General features: G+C 69.7%; 19 protein-coding genes and 1 tRNA gene. 9 read left to right on the plus strand and 11 right to left on the minus strand.

Features of this window, described 5'->3' with window-relative positions; all coding sequences use genetic code 11:
• Positions 1-49: 49 nt before the first annotated feature.
• Positions 50-3,667: a transcription-repair coupling factor gene (mfd, locus tag AB7E03_RS06725; RefSeq protein ID WP_489940431.1), complete on the minus strand. Its 3,618-nt coding sequence runs from the start codon at positions 3,665-3,667 to the stop codon at positions 50-52.
• Positions 3,668-3,736: 69 nt separating this feature from the next.
• A complete protein-coding gene (locus tag AB7E03_RS06730) occupies positions 3,737-4,441 on the minus strand; it encodes an alpha/beta fold hydrolase (protein ID WP_489940433.1) in 705 nt (234 codons plus the stop codon).
• An 85-nt stretch (positions 4,442-4,526) separates the two neighbouring features.
• Between AB7E03_RS06730 and AB7E03_RS06735 the strand changes: the two genes are divergently transcribed.
• The gene (locus AB7E03_RS06735) at positions 4,527-5,036 is read left to right on the plus strand and encodes a hypothetical protein (protein ID WP_489940435.1); all 510 of its coding nucleotides are present in this window, start codon (positions 4,527-4,529) and stop codon (positions 5,034-5,036) included.
• Between the two features lie 42 nt (positions 5,037-5,078).
• Here the strand turns inward: AB7E03_RS06735 and pth are convergent, their stop codons facing one another.
• Complete coding sequence (pth, locus tag AB7E03_RS06740) at positions 5,079-5,693, minus strand: aminoacyl-tRNA hydrolase (RefSeq protein WP_489940437.1); 615 nt, start codon at positions 5,691-5,693, stop codon at positions 5,079-5,081.
• Between the two features lie 7 nt (positions 5,694-5,700).
• A complete protein-coding gene (locus tag AB7E03_RS06745; RefSeq protein WP_489940439.1) occupies positions 5,701-6,312 on the minus strand; it encodes a 50S ribosomal protein L25/general stress protein Ctc in 612 nt (203 codons plus the stop codon).
• A 242-nt stretch (positions 6,313-6,554) separates the two neighbouring features.
• On the opposite strand from AB7E03_RS06745, the gene AB7E03_RS06750 reads away from it, so the two are divergent.
• Together AB7E03_RS06750 and AB7E03_RS06755 are read left to right on the plus strand one after the other, a co-directional pair.
• Complete coding sequence (locus AB7E03_RS06750) at positions 6,555-6,992, plus strand: SRPBCC family protein (RefSeq protein ID WP_489940441.1); 438 nt, start codon at positions 6,555-6,557, stop codon at positions 6,990-6,992.
• Positions 6,985-7,458 carry a MarR family winged helix-turn-helix transcriptional regulator gene (locus tag AB7E03_RS06755; RefSeq protein WP_489940443.1) on the plus strand — a complete coding sequence of 158 codons (474 nt, stop codon included), beginning with the start codon at positions 6,985-6,987 and terminating at the stop codon, positions 7,456-7,458. Before AB7E03_RS06750 ends, AB7E03_RS06755 begins: the two co-directional genes overlap by 8 nt.
• Positions 7,459-7,482: 24 nt before the next feature.
• Here the strand turns inward: AB7E03_RS06755 and AB7E03_RS06760 are convergent, their stop codons facing one another.
• Positions 7,483-7,974: a gluconokinase gene (locus tag AB7E03_RS06760; RefSeq protein WP_489942879.1), complete on the minus strand. Its 492-nt coding sequence runs from the start codon at positions 7,972-7,974 to the stop codon at positions 7,483-7,485.
• A 209-nt stretch (positions 7,975-8,183) separates the two neighbouring features.
• Here AB7E03_RS06760 and gndA point away from each other — a divergent pair, with 209 nt between their 5' ends.
• Together gndA and AB7E03_RS06770 are read left to right on the plus strand one after the other, a co-directional pair.
• Positions 8,184-9,641, plus strand: coding sequence for an NADP-dependent phosphogluconate dehydrogenase (gene gndA, locus AB7E03_RS06765; RefSeq protein WP_489940445.1), 1,458 nt, complete (start codon positions 8,184-8,186; stop codon positions 9,639-9,641).
• A gap of 120 nt (positions 9,642-9,761) precedes the next feature.
• On the plus strand, positions 9,762-10,112 hold the full coding sequence (locus AB7E03_RS06770; protein WP_489940447.1) for a hypothetical protein: 351 nt from the start codon (positions 9,762-9,764) through the stop codon (positions 10,110-10,112).
• 30 nt (positions 10,113-10,142) lie between these two features.
• On the opposite strand, the gene AB7E03_RS06775 is transcribed toward AB7E03_RS06770, so the two are convergent.
• Complete coding sequence (locus AB7E03_RS06775) at positions 10,143-11,228, minus strand: hypothetical protein (protein ID WP_489940449.1); 1,086 nt, start codon at positions 11,226-11,228, stop codon at positions 10,143-10,145.
• Between the two features lie 110 nt (positions 11,229-11,338).
• Complete coding sequence (locus tag AB7E03_RS06780) at positions 11,339-12,022, minus strand: TetR family transcriptional regulator (protein ID WP_489940451.1); 684 nt, start codon at positions 12,020-12,022, stop codon at positions 11,339-11,341.
• A 72-nt stretch (positions 12,023-12,094) separates the two neighbouring features.
• Between AB7E03_RS06780 and AB7E03_RS06785 the strand changes: the two genes are divergently transcribed.
• The gene (locus AB7E03_RS06785) at positions 12,095-13,426 is read left to right on the plus strand and encodes a glycosyltransferase (RefSeq protein ID WP_489940453.1); all 1,332 of its coding nucleotides are present in this window, start codon (positions 12,095-12,097) and stop codon (positions 13,424-13,426) included.
• 14 nt (positions 13,427-13,440) lie between these two features.
• Here the strand turns inward: AB7E03_RS06785 and AB7E03_RS06790 are convergent, their stop codons facing one another.
• The 3 genes from AB7E03_RS06790 to AB7E03_RS06800 form a co-directional block, all read right to left on the minus strand.
• The gene (locus tag AB7E03_RS06790) at positions 13,441-14,418 is read right to left on the minus strand and encodes a ribose-phosphate diphosphokinase (RefSeq protein WP_489940455.1); all 978 of its coding nucleotides are present in this window, start codon (positions 14,416-14,418) and stop codon (positions 13,441-13,443) included.
• The gene (gene glmU / locus AB7E03_RS06795) at positions 14,419-15,876 is read right to left on the minus strand and encodes a bifunctional UDP-N-acetylglucosamine diphosphorylase/glucosamine-1-phosphate N-acetyltransferase GlmU (RefSeq protein ID WP_489940457.1); all 1,458 of its coding nucleotides are present in this window, start codon (positions 15,874-15,876) and stop codon (positions 14,419-14,421) included.
• A 27-nt stretch (positions 15,877-15,903) separates the two neighbouring features.
• Positions 15,904-15,975 (minus strand) — tRNA-Gln (locus AB7E03_RS06800).
• A gap of 67 nt (positions 15,976-16,042) precedes the next feature.
• Here AB7E03_RS06800 and AB7E03_RS06805 point away from each other — a divergent pair.
• Positions 16,043-16,546 (plus strand): MarR family winged helix-turn-helix transcriptional regulator, encoded by a 504-nt coding sequence (locus AB7E03_RS06805; RefSeq protein WP_441781678.1) that lies wholly within the window; start codon positions 16,043-16,045, stop codon positions 16,544-16,546.
• Positions 16,547-16,592: 46 nt separating this feature from the next.
• Positions 16,593-19,097 carry a CDP-glycerol glycerophosphotransferase family protein gene (locus tag AB7E03_RS06810; protein WP_489940459.1) on the plus strand — a complete coding sequence of 835 codons (2,505 nt, stop codon included), beginning with the start codon at positions 16,593-16,595 and terminating at the stop codon, positions 19,095-19,097.
• 93 nt (positions 19,098-19,190) lie between these two features.
• Here the strand turns inward: AB7E03_RS06810 and AB7E03_RS06815 are convergent, their stop codons facing one another.
• Positions 19,191-20,816 (minus strand): acyl-CoA dehydrogenase family protein, encoded by a 1,626-nt coding sequence (locus tag AB7E03_RS06815; RefSeq protein WP_489940461.1) that lies wholly within the window; start codon positions 20,814-20,816, stop codon positions 19,191-19,193.
• A gap of 43 nt (positions 20,817-20,859) precedes the next feature.
• On the opposite strand from AB7E03_RS06815, the gene AB7E03_RS06820 reads away from it, so the two are divergent.
• Positions 20,860-22,659, plus strand: a complete 1,800-nt coding sequence (locus AB7E03_RS06820; protein ID WP_489940463.1) for an ABC-F family ATP-binding cassette domain-containing protein — start codon at positions 20,860-20,862, stop codon at positions 22,657-22,659.
• Positions 22,660-22,829 lie beyond the last annotated feature (170 nt).

Here is a 22,829-nt window from a genome sequence, read left to right on the forward strand (position 1 = left end):
CGCTGTTGCGCCTGCGGGCCGACGGCGTGTTGCGACCCACGGATGACAACTAGCTCGCGCGCTCGGCGGCCGGCTCCTTCTCGGGGAACAGGGCGCCGAGCAGGTCGGCGACCCACGCGATCAGGTCGGCGTCCTCGAGGGCCTCGCCGTTCACTCGGGGCAGCGGCACCGTCGCGACCTTCGGCGCGGCGTGGTACTTCGATCCCGGGTACATGCGCTGCAGGCGCACCTGCAGCGAGTCGGGCAGGATGGCCGGCGCCAGTCGCAGGTTCGAACCCATCGCGACCACCTCACCGAGCCCTGCCTTCTGCGCCGACCGGCGCAGCCGCGAGACGGCGATCAGGTTCGTGACGGGCTCCGGCGGCGCGCCGTAGCGGTCGGTCAGCTCCTCGAGCACCAGGTCGATCTGGTCGTCCTTCGCCGTGGGCGAGGCCGCGGTCGACAGTTTCTGGTACGCCTCGAGGCGCAGCCGCTCGCTGTCCACGTACTCTTCCGGGATGTGCGCGTCGACCGGCAGTTCGAGCCGCAGTTCGGTCTGCCCCTCCGCGACCTCGCCACGGAAGGTGGAGACGGCCTCGCCGATCATCCGCAGGTAGAGGTCGAAGCCGACGCCCGCAATGTGACCGGACTGCTCGCCTCCGAGCAGGTTGCCCGCTCCACGGATCTCCAGGTCTTTCAGCGCGACCTGCATGCCGCTGCCGAGGTCGTTGTTGGCCGCGATGGTCGACAGGCGGTCGTGGGCCGTCTCGCTGAGCGGCTTGTTCTCGTCCCACAGGAAGTACGCGTACGCACGTTCGCGCCCGCGCCCGACCCGGCCGCGCAGCTGGTGGAGCTGGCTCAGGCCGTACTTGTCGGCGCGGTCGATGATGATCGTGTTGGCGTTGGCGATGTCCAGCCCGGTCTCGATGATGGTCGTCGAGACGAGAACGTCGAAGCGGCGCTCCCAGAAGTCGACCACGACCTGTTCCAGCGCGTGCTCGTTCATCTTGCCGTGGGCGACGCCGATGCGCGCCTCGGGCACGAGTTCCGCCAGCTTGGCGGCCATGCTCGTGATCGACCCGACCCGGTTGTGCACGAAGAACACCTGGCCCTCACGCAGCAGCTCGCGCCGGATGGCGGCCGCGACCTGCTTGTCGGAGTACGGCCCGACGAAGGTGAGGATCGGGTGCCGATCCTCCGGCGGCGTCGCCAGGGTCGACATCTCGCGGATGCCGGTCACCGCCATCTCCAGCGTGCGCGGGATGGGTGTGGCGCTCATCGCGAGGATATCGACGTTGGTCTTCAGCTTCTTCAGCGAGTCCTTGTGCTCGACGCCGAACCGCTGCTCCTCGTCGATGATGACGAGTCCGAGGTCTTTGAAGGAGACGCCGTCGGCGAGGATGCGGTGCGTGCCGATGACCACATCCACGGTGCCGTCGGCCATGCCGCGCAGCGTCTCGCGCGCCTCCTTGTCGGTCTGGAACCGGCTCAGCTGGCGCAGGTGGATGGGGAACCCGGCGAAGCGCTCCTGGAACGTCTCGGCGTGCTGCTTCACGAGCAGCGTGGTCGGGACGAGCACGGCCACCTGCTTGCCGTCCTGCACCGCCTTGAACGCGGCGCGCACGGCGATCTCGGTCTTCCCGAAGCCGACATCGCCCGAGACGAGGCGGTCCATCGGGATGGGCCGCTCCATGTCGGCCTTCACCTCGTCGATGGTCTGCAGCTGGTCGGGCGTCTCGGCGAACGGGAAGGCCTCCTCCAGTTCGCGCTGCCAGGGGGTGTCCTGGCCGAAGGCGTGGCCCTTGCTCGCCATGCGCGCCGAGTACAGCTTCACCAGCTCCACGGCGATATCGCGCACCGCACGACGGGCGCGGCCCTTCGCCGCCGCCCAGTCGCTGCCGCCCATCTTGGAGAGCTGCGGAGCCTCGCCGCCGACGTAGCGGGTGAGCAGGTCGAGCTGGTCGGTAGGCACGTACAGCTTGTCGCCCGGGTAGCCGCGCTTGGAGGGCGCGTACTCGAGCACGAGGTACTCGCGCTTGGATTTGACCGCGTTGCGGCCGCCGCTCGACACCTCGCGCTGCGTCAGCTCGACGAACCTGCCGATGCCGTGCGTCTCGTGCACCACGTAGTCGCCGGGCTTCAGCGCCATGGGGTCGACGACGTTCTTCCGCCGGGCGGCGAGCTTCTTCACCTGGCGGGAGTCGTAGCCGACCGACCGGCCGTAGAACTCGGACTCGCTGATCAGGGCGAGCTTCGTCTCCGGCACCTCGAACCCGTGCTCGGCGGTCGCCTTGATCAGGTACGCGATGCCGGGCTCGGGGTCGGCCGGGAACTCGTCCACAGGTCGCGCGGGCAGTTCCGACTCGGCGAGGACATCCGCCGCGCGCTCGACCAGACCGGTGCCCGCCGCGACGATCGCGACGCTCCAGCCCTCGCGCAAACGTGAGGCCACATGCTCGACCGCCCCGGACACATTGCCCTGGTAGCTCGGCACCGCCTCGGCCTGGATGCGCACCTGCAGGTGCTCCTCGAGCTCGCGCTCTTCTGGCAGAACCTCGTCTGCCTGGAAGCCGCTCATCGTCCACCACGGGTGGTCCGGGCTCTCCGCGCCCGGACGGCTGAACTTCACCGAGTCCTTCAGCTGCTGCAGGGTGAGGAAGTCGCCCGCGGCGAGGTCGATCGGAGCCGCCGCGCCCACGGTGGCGGCGCTCCACGCCGCCGAGAGGAACTCGCGATTCGTCTCGGCGAGGCTGACCGCGCGCGACGCCACGCGCTCGGGCGACATCACCGCGACGGCCGCGCCGTCCGGGAGGTAGTGGGTGAGCGGCACGAGCCGGTCGACGAGCGCGGGGGCCAGCGACTCCATCCCCTCGACCGGGATGCCCTCGCCGATCTTCGCCAGCATCGCCGAGAGGCTCGGGAACTCGTGCTCCATCTCGCGGGCCCGCTGTCGCACGGACTCGCTCAGCAGCAGCTCGCGGCTCGGCGGGAGGCTGACCTCCGCGATGGGCTCGGGCAGCGACCGCTGGTCGGCCACCGAGAAGGCGCGGATCTGATCGACCTCGTCCCCGAAGAAGTCGATCCGGTACGGGTGGTCGGCCGTCGGCGGGAAGACGTCGAGGATGCCGCCGCGGACGGCGAACTCGCCGCGCCGGGTCACCATGTCGACGCGGCCGTACGCGAGGTCGACCAGCTGCGTGGAGAGGCCGCCGAGATCGAAGCCGCGGGCCGCGGCACGCAGCTCGACGGTGGAGTAGTCGGTCAGATTGTCGGCCAGCGGCTGGAGCGCGGCACGGACCGACGCGACCAGGATGAACGGTGTCGTCCGCTCCCCCTTCGCCCAATCGGCGAGGCGGCGCAGCGCCAGCAGGCGCTTTCCGACGATCTCCGGGCTCGGGCTCAGCCGTTCGTGCGGCAGCGTCTCCCAGGCGGGGAACTCCACGATCTCGGCTTCGGGAAGGAGGCACGGCAGTGCGCCGCGGATCGACTCGGACTCACGCCCGGTCGCGGTGATCAGCAGTACGGCCTGCGACGCGCCCTGCTCAGCGCGCCGGCGCAGGAGGCCGGCGAGCAGCGGACCGCGCAGCCCGTCGGTCAGCGAGAAGTCGGCGTCGCGCGCCGCGTGGGTGAGCGCGTCGCTGAAGGAGGACTCGCGCGCGAGCGCGTCGACAAGACCCTGGAGTATCACTCGGTCGATTCTACGTGGACCCACCGACACGTCGAGGGGTCGCGGCCATCCTCATCCACCGATCGCGCGTCAGATCCACCCGTCGAGGGCCCGCATGAACCCGTCGTGGTCGTCCCGGTTGATGACGTGGCCGGAGCCGGGCACAATTCGAACCTCGTAGCCTTCCTCGCGCAACCACTCCGCGAGCTCCGGTTTCACGAGCTGCGAGTTGTCGGCCAGCATCACCATCGAGGGCACCGACATCACCTCGGGCGCGCGCATCGCCGACGGCGTGACGACCACCGGCAGCACGGCGCGGTCGAACGACTTGAACGTCTCCACCTCGATGGCGACATCGGCCGGATCCCATCGCGGATTGCGCTTGGCGATGCGGGCGGCCGACTGCCGCGCGAGTGTCCGCAGGAAGGCCGGAGCCAGCATCTGCTGGAACCGGTTCGCGGCGGGGCAGGAGAACGCGGGGTCGACGTAGATGACGCGTTGCGGATCGAGGCGTTCGATCGCCAGGCTCACGGTCAGGCCGCCGAGGGAGTGCCCCACCATGAGCTCGGGATGTGCGGGCACACTGTCGACGATGTCCTGCGCCATGAGCTCGGCCGAGTACTCCTCGGCCCGCGGGCTGCGGCCATGACCGCGCAGATCGACGGCGATGACGTGGTAGCCGCGCTCGGCCAGCACCGGCCCGACACGGCGCCAGTTGCGCGAGTCCGACATGACCCCGTGGACGAGGACGGCGTACCGATCGCCCGACCCCCACTCGCGCCTGAACAACTGCATGCCGGTCACGGTACGCGCCGTTCCCGACCGCGAGCAGGGCGTCCGCTACGCTTCGGCTGAACGATCGCCGTGACCAGGAGGACCCGTGACCGACCCGATCCAGCCGCCGCAGTACACGCCGGCACCGCAGTACGCTCCTGCCCCGCAGTACGCGCCCGCGCCGACCGCATCCACTCCCTACGGAACGAATGGATGGGGTACCCCGGTCGCACCGGTGACGCGCCCCCGCACGCTCGGGCTTAGCGCGATGTTCATCGCTGCACCGGTCTTCGTCCTCTCGATCGTCGCGTCGGTCGTCGTGGGCATGTCGGCCGGGCCGCTCGCCTCGCGGACCAGCAGCAGCTTCAACTTCAACACCAACGACCTCTCGCCCGAGCAGGCGGCGTCGTTCGCTCCCGTTGCGGTGCTGATGGCGGTGCAGATGCTGCTCGGGACCGCACTCGGCATCCTCGCGCTCGTGCTCGGCATCATCGCCGTCGCGACCAAGCGCGGTCGGCCGTTCGGGATCGTCGCGATCTGCCTCGCGGGCGCCGCGCCCATCGTGTCGTTCGCTGTGTACATCGGCTCAACGGTCGCGACGCTGCCACCCGCCTGATCGGGAGGAGGGAGCGCAACGAGCGAAGCGCGCAGAGGAGGCTCAGCGCGAGTGGAAGCGATTCTGCGCCGGGGTGAGCCCCTCCGTCGCGATCTGCTCCACAGCATCCGCCGCATCCGACACCAGGATGGGCAGGTTCTTCCGCTCGGTGGCCGAGAAGGCCTTGAGCACGTGATCGGCCGCGCCGGAGGATCCGGGAGGGCGGCCGACGCCGACGCGCACCCGGGCGAAATCTCCCGTGCCGATGGCGGCGATGACGTCACGGACGCCGTTGTGCCCGCCGTGGCCGCCGCCGCTCTTCAGCCGGATGGTGTCGAACGGGATGTCCAGCTCATCGTGCACCAGGATCAGGCGCGACGGGTCGAGCGAGTAGAAGCGCAGCAGTTGCGAAACGGGCCCGCCGGACACGTTCATGTACGTGTTCGGCTTGGCCAGGACGAACCGCGGGCCGCCGGGGGTCAACCGACCCTCGGCGACCGTCGCGTTCGTCTTGTGGGTCTTGAAGGTGAGACGGCCGCGGGAGGCGAGCTCATCCAGCACCATCTGGCCCACATTGTGGCGTGTGGAGGCGTAGCCGGGCCCGGGATTACCGAGCCCGACCACGAGCCACGGCCCGTCCGGCGGTCCCGTGGGCGACGCCGGACGGGTGGGTTCCATGAAGGGACTACTCGGCGCTCTGGTCGGCGTCGGCAGCGGCCTCGGCCGCAGCGGTCTCCTCGTCCTCGGCGCGGGCAGAAGCCGGCACCGCGATGTTGACGATGAGGAGGTCCTCGTCCTCGGCCAGGCTCGAGCCGGCCGGCAGGTCGAAGTCCTTGGCGAGGTACTGGGTGCCCTCCGCCGCGTCGGTGACATCGATGACGATGCGCTCCGGGATGTGGGTCGCCTCGGTCTCGAGGCGGATGGTGCTGACCTCGAGCATGGCGATGGTGCCAGAGTAGGGCTCGCCCTCGATGTGCACGGGCACCTCGACAGTGACCTTCTCGCCGCTGCGGATGAGGATGAGGTCGAGGTGCTCGATGACCTGCGACACCGGGTCCTTCTGCACGTCCTTGACCAGGGCGAGCGACGGCGCGCCGTCGATGTCGAGGTCGAGGACCGCGTTCGCCTTGCGCAGGAGCAGCGAGACCTGGTGGCCCGGGAGGGTGATGTGGACCGGGTCGCTGCCGTGACCGTAGATGACGGCCGGGATCTTGCCGACGGCGCGGATCTTGCGCGCCGCGCCCTTACCGAAGCTCTCGCGCAGCTCGGCTGCGACCTTGTTGGACTCGTCTGCCATGATGTCTCCTCGCCGACTGGGGGCCGGCTATCGGGCGAGCCGCAGGCTCGCAGTGTGATTGGTTGTTCAACTCGAACGCATCGAAGTGCGCGAGGAAAGACTGCGTAGCCTGCTCCACCGCGTCGATCACGGATGCCGGACGCATCCCTCGCCGAAGTTCAGTTGACAACTCTACCCGATCGCCATAAGCTAAGCGCGCTTAGTACTTCTGATCGAGATGCGACGCACGAATGGAGACCATCATGTGGACCACCGAGTACACCGCCGGCACCAACGCTCCCGCGTCGGACGTCTGGTCGGCCCTCCGCGACCTGCACAGCGGCACGCCGCTCGGGCCGTCGAGCGACCTCTTCGAACTGCACGGCCCCTTCGCGGTCGGCACGACGCTGACCGTCACCCCTCAGGGCCAGGAGGCGATGACCTCCGAGATCGTCGAACTCGAACCCGAACGGGTCTACGCCGACCGCACGGCGTTCGGGGAGCTCGCCCTCACCTTCCGGCACACCCTCACCGCGCGGGCCGACGGCGGAACGGACGTGACCCACACGCTGGAGATCGACGGCGCGGGCGCCGACGCGGTCGGCCCCGAGCTCGGCCCGCAGATCGCGGGCGACTTACCCGTCGCCATGGCGGAACTGCTCGCGGCGGCCGAGGGACGGGCGGCTACCGGGCGTGGCTGACGGCGGCCTGGGCAGCCGGTTCCCCGCCGCGTCCAGCAGCCCAGGACTCCTGCTCTGGCGTGTCACCAACCGCTGGCAGGCGGCGATGCGTGCCGCTCTGGCGCCGCACGAGCTGACGCACGTCCAGTACGTCCTGCTCGCCTCACTCACGTGGCTGGACGAGCATGAGCCCGATCGGATGGTCAGCCAGGTCGAACTCGCCGGCTTCGCCGCCACCGACCCGATGATGACCTCGCAGGTCGTGCGCAGCCTCGAACGCGGCGGCCTCCTGGAGCGGCTTCCGCATCCCACCGACGGGCGCGCCCGGGTGCTGCGGCCGACGCGCGAAGGCGCCGCGGCCGCCCGCCGCGCGACCGCCGACGTGGAGGCCGCCGACGCCGCGTTCTTCGCCGAAGTGGATGTGGAGGCGTTCGCCGGTCAGCTGTCGGTGCTGGCCGAAGCGGGCGATGGCGCCTCGGCCGGTTAGGCAGGGCCGCGATAGCGGGACAGGTTACGGCGTGTCGTCTCCGCTGGATCGCACGGCGGCGGCGATGACGGCCGCAAGTTCCGCGGGTGAGCGGCCGACGTCGAGGCGGAGGCCCGCCTCGTCCGCCTGCAGCGGTTCGAGCGTGGCGAGCTGCGAGTCGAGCAGCGAGACGGGCATGAAGTGGCGGGGACGCGCGGCCATGCGCGCCGCGAGCAGCTCGCGCGTGCCGTCCAGTTCGGCGAATACCGCCTCCGGTGCCTCCGACCGGATGAGGTCGCGGTACGCGCGCTTCAGCGCCGAGCAGGCGACCACCACGCCCGTAGGCGACGTCTCGGTCAGGACCCGCCCCACGGTCAGCAGCCACGGGATGCGATCCTCGTCGGTGAGCGGGATCCCGGAGGCCATCTTGGCGACGTTCTCCGCCGGGTGCAGGCCGTCGCCGTCGACGAAGGGGACGCCGAGCTCGACCGCGAGCGCCTCCCCGACCGTGCTCTTGCCCGAACCGGACACGCCCATCACCACCACCTGCGGTCCACGCACGTCGCCTCCTTATCCACACGTCCCGCCAGTATCCCCCGATTACCGCCCGGGCCTCGCGTCGTCCGGCCGCGCGCTACGCTGAGAGGACTGCTCGATTCTTGCCACCAGCGGGAGAGCTGACCCCCGGACCATACCCGTCGCGGCGGACGGCCTCCGTCTGCCGCGGCACCACGAAGGAGCATGACGTGTCACAGGAAGCAAAGGCCAACATCGGAGTCGTCGGCCTGGCGGTGATGGGATCGAACCTCGCCCGCAACCTCGCCTCCCGCGAGGGCAACACGGTCGCGGTCTTCAACCGCACCTACGCGCGCACCGAGGAGCTGGTGAACGCGCACCCGGAGGCCGGATTCGTGTCCTCCGAGCAGATGGACGACTTCGTCGCCTCGCTGTCGAAGCCGCGCACAGCGATCATCATGGTGCAGGCCGGCAAGGGCACGGATGCGGTCATCGACCAGCTCGTGGAGCGGTTCGAGCCCGGCGACATCATCGTCGACGGCGGCAACGCGAACTTCCACGACACCATCGAGCGGGAGAAGCGGATCGCGCCGACCGGCATCCACTTCGTGGGCGCGGGCATCTCCGGCGGCGAGGAGGGCGCACTGAACGGCCCCTCGATCATGCCCGGCGGTTCCGTTGAGTCGTACGAGACGCTGGGCCCGATCCTGGAGTCCATCGCCGCGGTGGCCGAGGGCGAGCCGTGCGTGACCCACGTCGGCACCGACGGCGCCGGCCACTTCGTGAAGATGATCCACAACGGCATCGAGTACGCCGACATGCAGCTCATCGCCGAGGCGTACGACCTGCTGCGCACGATCGGCGGGCTGGAGCCCGCGCAGATCGCCGACGTCTTTGCCGAGTGGAACAAGGGCTACCTGGAGTCGTACCTGATCGAGATCACCGCCGAGGTGCTCCGTCAGGTGGATGCCGAGACCGGCAAGCCGTTCATCGACATCGTCCTCGACCAGGCAGGCTCGAAGGGCACCGGCGTCTGGACCGTGCAGAACGCCCTCGACCTCGGAGTCCCGGTCGGCGGCATCGCCGAGGCGGTCTTCGCCCGCGCCGTCTCCTCCAAGCCGAACCAGCGCGCCGCCGTGCAGGCCACCGTGCAGTCGCGGCCGGAGGTGCAGAAGGCTTCGGATGTCGCCGCCTTCGCCGATGATGTGTCCAAGGCGCTGTACGCCTCCAAGGTCGTCGCGTACGCGCAGGGCTTCGACGCGATCATCGCCGGCGCCGAGAAGTACGGCTGGGACATCCACAAGGACCGCATCGCGAAGATCTGGCGCGGCGGCTGCATCATCCGCGCCCAGTTCCTGAACCGCATCGCGGACGCGTACGACGAGAACCCGAATATCGCCACACTGCTCGAAGCGCCCTACTTCGCCGACGCGGTGCGCGAGGGCGAGGCCGCCTGGCGCCGCATCGTCGCCACCGCCGCGCGCTCCGGCGTGCCGGTGCCCGGCTTCGGCGCGGCGCTGTCGTACTACGACTCGCTGGCATCGAAGCGTCTCCCCGCAGCCCTCGTGCAGGGCCAGCGCGACTTCTTCGGCGCGCACACCTACAAGCGAGTCGACAAGGACGGCGTCTTCCACACCCTGTGGTCCGGCGACCGTACCGAGATCGCCACCGAGGGCTCCTCGCACTAGCCCTCCCGCGCCTCCCGCCGGGGCTCCCTCCCAGCCGAGTCCGCACAGACTGCACGCAGATCGCATGATCTGCGTGCAGTTTTTGTGTACTCGACGGCCGCGGAGAGGGAGGATGGGGTGGTGACGTACGAGGACCATCCGGAGCTCGCGGAGTACGAGCCGCTCGGGGAGCGACCCCTGCGCGGCCGCACGATGACCGTCGCGAGCCGCGTCTTCGTCGTGGTCGCGCTCGCCGCACTGCTGCTGCCGGGCATCCTGCTCACCATCAGCATCCAGACGCAGACGGCCGACTACACCTGCTCGGTGTACGCCCGGCAGTACCAGCCGGAGTCGGTGGGCGCCTCGGCACGCTTCGAGCTGTTCGGGCCGCTCGGCCCCGGCTGGCAGTGCTACGCGCTCAACACGGAAGGTGACGGGACCTGGGTGGCGCCGCTCGGCCTCATCCCTTCTGCTCCGCACCAGCTGCAGTAGGCATCGCGGCAGCCGACGCGGGCCGACGGATCAGAAGCTCCGCGAATCCCAGCGGAGCTCGGGCGGGTCGGAGGAGAAGTCGACGATCGGATGCCCGAATCCTCCACTGCCGAAAAGCACCTTGCACGTGCCTTCCTTGCCGTCTTTCAGGCAGGTGCCCGTTGTCTCGACCGCTCCGAGGAAGCCGCCGTCGACGATGAGCGGATTCGCGATGCCCACATCCCCCTCGATCGCATCGACCTTCGCTGCGACAGATGCGCTGAGCGAGCGGGACAACGAGCCCTCGACCAGAGTGATGCCATCCGAGGTCGAACCGGCGAGCTTGATGCCGCACCCGGCGTCCAGGTTCTTGGATGCGACGCAGGCATCGACGGCCTCTTTGATCATGGTGCGAACCGTGGTGCGTCCCTTCTCGGAGAGCACCGGCTCCTTCGTGGTCATGTCGGGAGCCTGTTTGAAGGCGACGGTGAGCGTCGACCCGCCCTCGACCGCGTAATTCTTGTTCGTGAGCTCCAGCTCGTACGTGCCGGGCAGCACCCGGACGGTTTCACTCGTGACCTTGACACCGTTGAGGGTCGCTCCGAGCGGTCGGAAGCGGTCGACGTACAGGAGGACGGAAGGGTCCTGCACCTGCCAACCGCTGTCCTCCGTGCTGTACACGTCCAGAGTGGTCCGGAACGTCTTATCGCCCATCTTGTATGTGACAGGGATGAACGCCTGCTTCGACGTCTCCCTGGTGGGCTTCCCGATCGTGACTACCCGGATTGGGGCGAGCTTGTTCGAGGCTCGCAGCACCTCCGTGGTGGCATACTTCGCGGTCTTGTCGCTCTCGAGGTAGCCGAGCACTGTCTTCGCGTCCGCCTTCGCCAGCGCGGTCATGAAGTCGCGGGCTACGTCCGTCGGCGACGGCCCCGCCGCCGTGGCGATCGCCGGGACGATCGCGAAGGCGACCACGAGGGCGAGCGCCGCGATCGCCGCGAGTCCGCCGGTCGCTATCCCGATGAGGGCACCGGTCCCGAGCTTGCGCTTCGGCGCCGCTCCGCCCGCCGGATCAGCGCTCGCGGTCGGCGGGATGTCTCCGCCTCCGGATTGCGTTGGATTGTTGCTGTCTGTCATCGCTGCTGCGCCCCTCGGAACACTCGATATCGTGTGGCGCGCCTCGAACGGCGGCACCACTAGAAGAGGACGTGCAAAACGTGCTTTTATGACGCAATTCCGGCGGGGAGCTACGCGGCTTCGTCGGGCACCGGTAGCGACGCCGCACCAGTTGCAGCGATCAGCGTCCGCACCGTAGCGAGCAGCCACGCCGTGTAGCGGCGGAAGCTCCAGCCGCTCTCGCCGACGAGTTGCTGGTAACCCTCCGGCGACATGACGAAGGAGAGCGCATCGGCGAGCTCTCTGCGACCTTTCGCATCGAGCCGGGCGATGGATGCGATGCCGCGGTCACCGAGCAGGCCCACCATCGCCGCGTAGTCGGCGTGACGGCGCTCGAGGAGCCCCGCGAGGGCGGCGCCCACCTCGGCGTCGTCGCGCGCCGCGGCCGTGAAGGTCGCCCAGAGCCCGGAGGTCCGCGCGTTGGCGGCGGCGATGAACGGGATCAGTTCGGCCAGTATCCGCTCGGGGTTGTCGAGTGCCGCGATCGCGGCGATCTCGGGCCGCTGGGTGATCGACGACTCCCCCGCCTCGCCTCCGAAAGTGAGCTCGAACGCCGATAGGAGCAGGGCGCGTTTCGGCCCGTGCACCTTGACGCTCTCGACCGAAACGCCGGCGGCGGCGGCGATGTCCGCGAGGGATGCGCTGGCGTAGCCGCGTGCCGAGAAGACCTCGGCCGCCGCCTCCAGGATGCGTCGCCGCGTCTGTCGCGCGTGCTCCTGCCGCAGGGTCGAGCGGTACGGTCGTGTGCCGGCCACTATTGACTACCTTTCGCGTGTAGTGAATACTGTTGACGTTTACTCGACTCTACCCGGAATGAGGACCACTCCATGAATGCCGGCTCGCTCGACATCCTGCTCTGCAGCACTCCGGTGCACGGCCACGTCACACCCCTTCTCGCGGTGAGCCGCGCGCTCGTCGATCGCGGGCACCGCGTCCACTTTCTCACCGGCGAGCGCTACCTGGAGGCCGCCGCCGCGACCGGCGCCTCCGTCCTGCGCCTGCCCGCGGAAGCCGACTACGACGACAGCGACATCGACGCGGCGTTCCCGGGGCGCGTGGGACTCACCGGTCCCGCCGGCATCCGCTGGGACATGACGGAGATCTTCCTGCGGCCCGCCCGCAGCCAGCTGGCGGCGATGGATGCGGTCCTGCACAGCCTCCACATCGACGTCGTCCTCGCCGAGAGCCTGTTCCTGGGCGCCGCCCTCCTCGCTGCTCGTCCGCGCGACCGACGACCGGCGCTGCTCAACCTCGGGATCGTCCCCCTCGGGGTGAAGAGCCGGGACACCGCACCGTTCGGCCTCGGGGTGCCGCCACGGCCAGGCGCCCTCGGCCGCGTCCGCAACGCCGCCCTCACGGTCGTCGCCGAAAAGATCGTGTTCGCGCCGGTGCAGCGTGCCGCCGTCCGCGTCGGTCAGGAGGCCGGCACCGGGCTCCCCGGATTCGTGCTCGACTGGCCGTCGCACGCCGACGGCGTCGTGCAGTTCACGGTCCCCGAGTTCGAGTACCCGCGCAGCGATCTCGCGGTTCCCGTCCACTTCGTCGGCCCGGTCTCGCGCACGCAGGCGTCCGGCGCCGCCCTTCCCGCGTGGTGGGCCGACCTCGACGACGGGCGCCCCGTCATCCATGTCACCCAAGGCACCGTCGCCAATCGGGACTTCGGCGACCTCGTCCTCCCGACGATGCGCGCGCTGGCCGAGCAGGATGTGTGGGTCGTGGCGAGCAGCGGAGGACGCCCGCTCACGGCTCTCGGCGAGACGCTGCCCGCGAATGCCCGCGTCGCGACCTACCTGCCGTACGACCTCCTCCTCCCCCGCACCGCGGTCTACGTCACGAACGGCGGCTACGGCGGCATCCACTACGCCATGGAGCACGGCGTTCCGGTGGTGATCGCGGGGACCACGGAGGACAAGGCGGAGGTGTCGGCGCGCGTCACGTGGTCGGGCGTGGGCGTCGCGCTCGGCACCAACCACCCGGAGCCGGCCGCGATCGCGCGGGCTGTGCGCACGGTGCTCGACCAGCCGGCGTACGCGGAGCGGAGCGCGCGCATCGGGCGGTCGATCCGCTCGTCCTCCGGTGTGGATGGGCTCGAGCGTGCCGTCACTCAGACGGTCGGCGCGCACCGCCGAGCGGGGTGGAGCGTCGAGCGCGCGTCCTGAAAACAGGACCCGGGTTACGCGGCGCCGTCGAACATCGAGGTCACCGAACCGTCGGTGAAGACCTCGCGGATCGCACTCGCCAGGAGCGGCGCGATCGGCAGCACCGTCAGCTTGTCCCAGCGCTTGTGCTCGGGGAGCGGGAGGGTGTCGGTGACGACGACCGAGTCGATCACGTCGCTCTGCAGCAGCTCCACCGCGGGGTCGCTGAACACGGCGTGCGTGGCGGCGACCACGACACCGGTGGCCCCGGCCTCCTTGAGCGCCTCCGCGGCCTTGACGATGGTGCGGCCGGTGTCGATCAGGTCGTCGACGAGCAGGCACACGCGTCCGTTGACGTCGCCGACGATCTCGTGCACCGACACCTGGTTCGGCACCAGCGGGTCACGGCGCTTGTGGATGATCGCCAGCGGCGCTCCGAGCTTGTCGCTCCAGATGTCGGCAACGCGAACCCGGCCCATGTCCGGAGACACCACGGTCAGGGTCGACGGGTCGAGTTCGCGGCGCATGTGCTCGAGCAGCACCGGCATCGCGAACAGGTGGTCGACCGGTCCGTCGAAGAAGCCCTGGATCTGGGCGGCGTGCAGGTCGACCGACATGATGCGGTCGGCGCCGGCGGCCTTGAACAGGTCGGCCACGAGCCGGGCCGAGATCGGCTCGCGGCCGCGGCCCTTCTTGTCCTGGCGGGCGTACGGGTAGAAGGGAGCGACGACCGTGATGCGTTTCGCCGAGGCGCGCTTCAGCGCATCCACCATGATGAGCTGCTCCATGAGCCACTCGTTGATGGGCGAGGTGTGCGACTGGATGACGAACGCATCCGACCCGCGGACGCTCTCGTCGAACCGTGCGTAGATCTCGCCGTTGGCGAAGGTCCGTGCATCGGTCGGGATCAGCTCGCTGCCGAGGTTCTCCGCAATCTCATGTGCGAGCTGGGGATGCGCGCGACCGGAGATCAGGACGAGACGTTTCTGGCCGGTCGTGGTGATCCCTGACACTTACTCTCCACTCGTTCGAGCTGCACTGCCATCTGCAGCACTGCTCGCCTGAGCAGCCCTGTCGGCGTCGGTGCCCGGCCGCTTGTCGGCGACCCAGCCTTCGATGTTGCGTTGTGGGGCGACCGTCATGGCGAGGGCTCCAGCGGGGACATCCTTTCGGACGACCGCACCCGCCCCCGTGTACGCTCCGTCACCTATCCTAACCGGCGCGACGAGCACCGTGTTCGTGCTGATGCGCACATGCGATCCGATGATCGTGCGGTGCTTGTTCACGCCGTCGTAGTTGGCCGTGATGACGCCCGCGCCGAGGTTGCCCTTCTCGCCCACCTCGGCGTCGCCGACGTAGTTGAAGTGGGCAAGCTTCGTGCCCTCGCCGATGACCGCGTTCTTGGTCTCGGTGAAGGTTCCGATCTTGCCCGTGGCGCCGAGCACCGTCCCCGGCCGCAGGTAGGCGAACGGGCCGACCGTGGCCCGCGCGCCGATGACCGCGAGGGTGGCATCCGTGCGGGTGACGGTGGCGCCCTCTCCCACCTCGGTGTCGGTGAGCGTGGTGTCCGGGCCGATGGTGGCGCCCGTCTCGATGGCCGTCGCTCCACGCAGCTGTGTGCCCGGGAGGATGGTGACATCCGGTGCGAGCTTCGCCTTCACGTCGATCCAGGTGGTCGCCGGGTCCTGCACCGTCACGCCGGCGAGCTGCCAGGTGCGGACGATGAGGGCATTCAGCTTCGCCGCCGCGTCGCTCAGCTGCGCGCGGTCGTTGATGCCCTCGACCAGCCAGGACTCGGCGACGGGGAGCGCATCCACGTCGAAGCCGGCCTCGCGGAGCAGCCCGATCACATCGGTCAGGTACTTCTCGCCCTGCGCGTTGTCGGTGGACACGAGCGCCAACTTGTCGCGCAGTGCAGCCAGCCCGAACAGATAGATGCCGGCGTTGATCTCGCCGATCTGTCGCTCGGTCTCCGACGCATCCTTGTGCTCGACGATGCGGTCCAGGTGCCCCTGCGGGGTGCGGACGATGCGCCCGTAGCCGGTGGCGTCTGCCGGGAAGGACGAGAGGATGGTCGCAGCGGCCTCGCCCGAGCGGTGGGAGGCGATGAGCTCGCGGAGCGTCGCAGCGTCGAGCAGCGGGACGTCGCCGTTCACGACAAGCACGTCGCCGGAGAAGTCGGCGGGAAGCGCCTCGACGGCGAGCTCCACGGCGCGGCCGGTGCCCGGCACCTCGTCCTGGTCGACGATGACGGCCTCCGGCAGGTCGGCTCCGATCACCTCGGCGAGACGGTCGCGCTCGTGCCGCACGACGGCGATGACGTGCGCAGCATCCAGCTCGCGGGCGGTCGCCAGCACATGGGAGACGATCGGGATGCCGCCGAGCGGGTGAAGGAGTTTGGGGGTGGCGGACTTCATCCGCGTGCCCTGCCCTGCCGCGAGAACGACGATGGCGAGATTCTGGTCGGTCATGTTCCTCCAGGGGTGGGGCTTCGGACGCTCCGCCTCCAGGACTCGAACCTGGACCTAACAGCTCCAAAGGCTGTCGTGCTGCCATTACACCAAGGCGGAACGCGCGTTTCGCGCAGATGACAGTCTGCCAGACGGCGCCCGTGGCGAACCCCAATAGCATGGGGGCATGGCCGACGCACGCGACGAGGTTGACCGCATTGTCGACGCCTGGCTGCGGGAGCGCCCCGACCTCGATTTCGCGCCGCTCCAGGTGCTGTCGCGCGTCGACCGCCTCTCGCGCCACCTCGACCGCGCGCGCCGCGGCGCCTTCGAGCGCTCGGACCTCGACTCGTGGGAGTTCGACGTCCTCGCCGCCCTCCGGCGTGCCGGCGCACCGTACCAGCTGAGCCCGAAATCGCTGCTGCAGCAGACCCTGGTCTCCTCCGGCACGATGACCAATCGCATCGACCGCCTGGTCGCCCGCGGTCTCGTCGAGCGTCGGACCGACCCGAACGACGGCCGCGGCATCCTGGTGCAGATGACCGCCCAGGGCCTCACCCGGGTGGATGCCGCGATCACCCGCCTCGTCGATGCGGAGGCCGAGCTGCTCGACGGCCTCTCGGCCGCGGATGCGGAGCGCCTGGCGGCCCTCCTGCGCAAGCTGAGCCTGGGGTTCGACGCCGAAGGCTGACCCCGCTCCCAGCAGACCGTTATCCCGCTCTCATAAAATCGGGGCGATGAGACTCTCCCGACTGAAGCGACTGCCCTCTCGGGTGAAGCGCGCCGCGCGCTACGAGATCCACGCGCACTGGCGCAGCCGGCCGATCGTGCAGGGGTCCGTGCTCTACGAGTCCTTCTCCGGCAACGGGATGCTCGACAACCCCGAGGCGATCTTCCGGGAGCTCCTCGCGGCGCCGGACCTGGAGCGACTGACCCATATCTGGGCGCTGTCCGACCTCAGCCAGTACCGCGCGGCGGTGGAGGAGTTCGCCGACGAGCCGCGGGTCAGCTTCGTCCGTTACGGCTCCGCCGCGTATTACCGAGCCCTCGCGACGAGCCAGTACCTGGTCAACAACGCGACCTTCCCGCCCGACTTCTCGAAGCGCCCCGGCCAGGTGTACCTGAACACCTGGCACGGGACCCCGCTGAAGCGGATGGGCTACGACATCGAGGACGGCGCGCTCGCCACCGCCAACATCATCCGCAACTTCGTGCAGGCGGACTACCTGCTCTCGGCGAACCCGTTCATGTCCGAGCAGATGTACCGGACCGGCTACAAACTGGACGGCATCTACCGCGGCACCCTCGTCGAGGAGGGGTACCCGCGGATCGACCGGCAGTTCCTCGATGAGGCGGGACGCGAGAGCGTGCGTCAGCGACTGATCGCCTCGGGCATCCCGCTCGGCGACCGCAAAGTCATCCTGTACGCGCCGACCTGGAAGGGTCAGACCTTCGGCCGGCCCGAGGACGACCTGGATGCGCTACTCGCCCACATCGCGCAGATCGAGGAGGGCATCGACACCAGCCGGTACGCCGTGCTGGTGAAGACCCACCAGAGTGTCCACGCGCTCGCCGCCGACCGGCCGGAGCTCGCCCGGATGCTCGTGCCCAACGAGATCCCCACCAACCTGGTGCTCGGCGCGACCGACATGCTGATCTCGGACTACTCGAGCATCTTCTTCGACTTCCTGCAGACCGGGCGCCCCATCGTGTTCTTCACGCCCGATCTGGCCGACTACGCCGGCACACGCGGCCTCTACTTCGAGCCGGACGAGTGGCCCGGCCCCGTGCTCATGTCGGCGCGCGAAGTCGGCGAGGCGCTCCATGCGGTCGCCGAGAACGACGGCGCAGTGCCCGCCGAGTGGGAGGAGCGCTACCGCGACATGCAGCGGCGGTTCACCCCCTGCGAAGACGGCGGCGTCTCCCGCCGCATCGTCGACATCGTCTTCCGCGGCGTGCGCGATGGGTACCGTCTGCAGACAGGGCTCGCCGACGACGGGCGCAGCAAGATCCTGCTGTACCTCGGCGGGATGCGCCCCAACGGCATCACGACCTCGGCCCTCAACCTGCTCAACAACATCGACCACGAGCGCTACGACGTCTCCGCGTTCTTCGCCCAGAGCCGGTCGCAGGTCATCATCGGCAAGCAGCGGCAGATCCATCCCGACGTGCGCCAGTTCCCCCGCGTCGGCGGGATGAACGGCGCAAAGCTGCTGCACCTCGCCCGCCACCTCGACTTCCGTCGCGGGCGGATCGCGCAGCACGCCGACATCCCGGCGCAGAACCGGCTGTGGGATGACGAGTGGTACCGCTGCTTCGGCGAGAGCCGATTCGACTACGTGGTCGACTTCTCAGGATACGGACCGTTCTGGGCGACCCTGCTGCTGCACTCGCCCAAGGCGCAACGGGCGATCTGGCTTCACAACGACCTCGCGTCCGACGCACACCGCGAGGTGAACGGCCAGAAGCGGATGCTGCACAGCCTCACGCAGATCTTCACCCTGTACCGGCAGTACGACCACCTGGTCTCCGTCTCGCCCACGCTGTCCGAGATCAACCGCGCGTCGCTGGCCGAGTACGCGGCCCCCGAGAAATTCGTGTCGGCGCTGAACACGGTCGACGCCGAGCACATCCTGGAGAACGCGACCGCCGACCTGCACGAGCTGACCTTCGACGAGGAGACCGGCAGCATCCCGGATTGGGCCGAACTGCTGCTCGCCGACGACGATGTGACGACGTTCGTGAACGTCGGACGGTTGTCGCCGGAGAAGAACCAGGCACGTCTCATCCGCGCGTTCGCCGCCGTGCACGCGGAGAACCCGCGGACGCGGCTGGTCCTCGTGGGGTCCGGTCCCCTCGCCGCCGAGCTCGAGGGACTCGTCGCCGAACTAGGTCTCGAAGGCTCCGTGTTCCTGACCGGGATGCAGCGCAACCCGCACGCGATCATGGCGAAGGCTGACTGCTTCGTGCTCTCCAGCGACTACGAGGGCCAGCCGATGGTGCTGCTGGAGGCGCTGGTGCTGCAGCTGCCGATCGTCACGGTCGAATTCGCCTCTGCCAAGAACGCCCTGCCCGCCGGAAGCGGCATGGTGGTGCCCCAGACGGTCGAGGGCGTCGCCGAGGGGATGCGCGCGTTCCTGGCCGGCGCCGTCCCGGACAGCCACTTCGACTACGCCGCCTACAACCGCAAGGCCGTAGCCGAGTTCTACGCCGCCATCGGCGCCCAAGCCAACAGCTCCTGAGTTTTTCGCCCGACACGCCGTCGCGACCCGGAAAAACTCAGGAGCCGTTGGCTTGGGGACGCGAGGGAGGCGGGGATGCGCGGGGCGCGTGGGTCAGGCGCGCGCGAGGAGGGCCGCGAGGTCGAGGCCGGAGGGAAGCTCGCCGTAGAGGGAGCCCCGCTCGGGGCCGAGGCGCGCGGCGACGAACGCGTCGGCGACGGCGGCGGGCGCATCCCGCATCAGCAGCGACGCCTGCAGGGTCAACGCGAGCGCGGCGACCAGCGGACGGACGGCCGCCTCAGCATCCGCCGTGGGCTCGCAGGCGATGAGTGCCGCCACCCGCGCCCGGAGGCGGTCGTGGTGCCCATCGAAAGTCCGGTACACGCCGCGTGCTGCGGCGAGCTCGGTGTCGAACGCCTCCCACGCCGCCGGCTCCCGCCGGAGCGCCCGGAGCACGTCGAGCGCGATGACGTTGCCCGACCCCTCCCAGATCGCCATCACCGGCTGCTCCCGATACCGGCGGGCCAGCGGGAACGCCTCCGTGTAGCCGTTGCCGCCGAGGCACTCCAGCGCCTCGTACGCGTGCCCGGGGCCGCGCTTGCACACCCAGTACTTCGTGACCGCCGTGGCCAGCCGTCGGAAGGCGACGTCGTTTTCGGGTGCATCCGCGTCGTGCGCCCGTGCCAACCGCAGGGCGACCGCGGTCGCCGCCTCCGACTCCAGTGCCAGATCCGACAGCACCGCGGCCATGGCGGGCTGGTCGACGAGCCGCGCACCGAAGGCTGCGCGGTGCCGCACGTGCCAGGCTGCCTCGGCGACGGCCTGCCGCATCCCGGCCGCCGTCCCGAAGATGCAGTCGAGCCGTGTGCGGTTGACCATCTCGAGGATGGTGCGGACGCCGCGTCCCTCGTCGCCCAGCAGGTACCCCACCGTCGCGTCGAACTCCACCTCGGCGGAGGCGTTGGAGCGGTTCCCGAGCTTGTCCTTTAGGCGCTGGAGGAGGAAGACGTTGCGCCCGCCGTCCTCCAACATCCGGGGAACGAGGAAGCAGGACAGCCCCACCGCCGTCTGCGCGAGCACGAGGAACGCATCCGACATGGGCGCCGAGCAGAACCACTTGTGCCCGGTGAGCAGCCACCGACCGTCGCCGTCGGCGAGCGCACGCGTTGTGTTGGCGCGCACATCCGAGCCGCCCTGCTTCTCTGTCATCGCCATCCCGAACAGCGCTGAGGACTTGCCCGCCACCAACCGGCCGTCGTAGTCGCGGCTGAGGAGGCGCGGCATCCACTCGGTTGCGAGGGCCTCTGAGGCGGCGAGCGCCGGGACCGCCGCGTGGGTCATCGACACCGGGCAGGCGTGACCGGGCTCGACCTGCGCGAACAGCATGAAGGTGGCGGCGCGGGCGACGTTCGCGCCGGGTCTCGGCTCGGCCCACGCCGAGGTGTGCGCCCCCGCGGCGACGGCGGCGGCGATCACCCGGTGGTAGCCGTCGTCGTACTCGACCTCGTCGATGCGATCGCCCCACCGGTCGAACGCGCGCAGTCGCGGCTCGTGGAGGTTCGCGAGCTCCGCATCCCGCTGGAACGCTGCCGACCCGACGATCCGCCCGACCGCGTCGAGCGAGGCGGTGGCCCATCCCGCGTCGTACCGCTGCACCCCCTCGCGGAGCGGGAGGTTCACCGCGAACTCGTCGACGTCGACGCGCGGCGGAGCCTGGTTCACGACAGCGTGGGTGACCATGGCGGGAGTCTAGCGCCGCCCGCCCGGTAGGCTGGAGACCCTCATGGCTCACCTTCTCGGCGCGGAATCGCTGCACCTCGAGTACCCGACGCGGACCGTCTTCGACTCCGTCACCCTCGGCCTCTCGGAGGGCGACAGGATCGGCGTCGTCGGCCGCAACGGCGACGGCAAGTCGACCCTGTTGCAGCTGCTCGCCGGGAGCCTGGAGCCGGACTCCGGTCGCGTCACCCGCCGACGCGGTGTGACGGTCGGGATGCTCGACCAGCGCGACGATCTGCCCGCCCAGCTGACCGTCGGGCACGCGATCGTGGGCGACCGCGAGGAGCACCTGTGGGCGGGCGACCCGCGCGTCCGCGACGTACTTGCGGGGCTGGTCTCCGACATCCGCTGGGATGCGACGATCGGCGAACTCTCCGGAGGGCAGCGGCGACGCGTGGCGCTGGCGGCCCTGCTCGTGCACGACCACGACATCCTGTTCCTCGACGAGCCGACGAACCACCTCGACCTGGAGGGCGTCTCCTGGCTCGCGCAGCACCTCAAGTCCCGCTGGGCCGCTTCTTCGGGGGCACTGGTCGTGGTCACGCACGACCGGTGGTTCCTGGATGAGGTGTCGACCCAGACGTGGGAGGTGCACGACGGCATCGTGGAGCCCTTCGAGGGCGGCTACGCCGCGTACGTGCTGCAGCGGGTGGAGCGTGACCGGATGTCCTCCGTCGCCGAGACCAAGCGGCAGAACCTGATGCGGAAGGAGCTCGCGTGGCTGCGCCGCGGCGCCCCGGCGCGCACCTCCAAGCCGAAGTTCCGTATGGATGCGGCGGCCGACCTCATCGCCGACGAGCCGCCGCCGCGCGACACGGTCGAGCTGACGACCCTCGCCACCTCCCGCCTCGGCAAGGATGTGGTCGACCTGATCGACGTGTCCGTCTCCTACCCGCCGAAGACCGTGCTGCGCGACGTGGAGTGGCGCATCGCGCCGGGTGAGCGCACCGGCATCCTCGGCGTCAACGGCGCCGGCAAGTCCACGCTCCTGGGGCTGGTCGCGGGAACGGTGAAGGCGGACTCCGGCACCGTGAAGCGTGGCAAGACCGTGCGGATCGCCACCCTCACCCAGCAACTGGCCGAACTCGACGACGTGCAGGACGAACGGGTGAGCGCGGTCGTCGCCGGCAAGCGGACGACGTATCTCGCGGGCGGCAAGGAGGTCACGCCGGGGCAGCTGCTGGAGCGGCTCGGCTTCTCCAACGCCCAGCTCTCCACACCGGTGAAGGACCTCTCGGGCGGTCAGAAGCGGCGGCTGCAGCTGCTGCTCATCCTCCTCGACGAGCCGAACGTGCTCATCCTCGACGAGCCGACCAACGACCTCGACACGGACATGCTCGCCGCCATGGAGGACCTGCTCGACTCCTGGCCGGGGACGCTGCTCGTCGTCTCGCACGACCGGTACCTCCTCGAGCGCGTCACGGACCAGCAGTACGCGGTGCTGGACGGACGGCTGCGGCATCTTCCGGGCGGAGTGGACGAGTACCTGCGGCTGCGGCGGGCGGAGAGCGCGGCGGGATCGGGATCGGGATCGGGCACTTCCGCGATCACGCCGGGCACCGCATCCACCCCCTCACTGTCGGGCGCCTCGCTGCGCGCAGCCGAGAAGGAGCTCACGGCGCTCGACCGCCGGCTGGCGAAGGTGAGCGACCAGGTCTCGGCCAAGCATGAGGAGCTCGCCCGGCACGATCAGAGCGACTACGTGGGCCTCGGCCGGCTGACGGAGGAGCTGCGCGCCCTCGAGGGTGAGGTCGCGGACCTGGAGACGCGCTGGTTGGAGTTGTCGGAGCAACTGGAGGGCTGACGCCACCGGTTCACGCGTCGGACGCGCCTCGAATGCGCGTCCAACGTGTCGTGCGCGCTTCGAACACGCGTCGGACGCACCCCCGGACTGGGGAAAGCTGCGACCGCCGTGCTGTGCGATGATCCGAAGATCGGTCGCGCACCCGATCCGGCGCATCCGACCCGGCGCGA

Source organism: Leifsonia sp. RCC_180 (genome assembly GCF_058138205.1).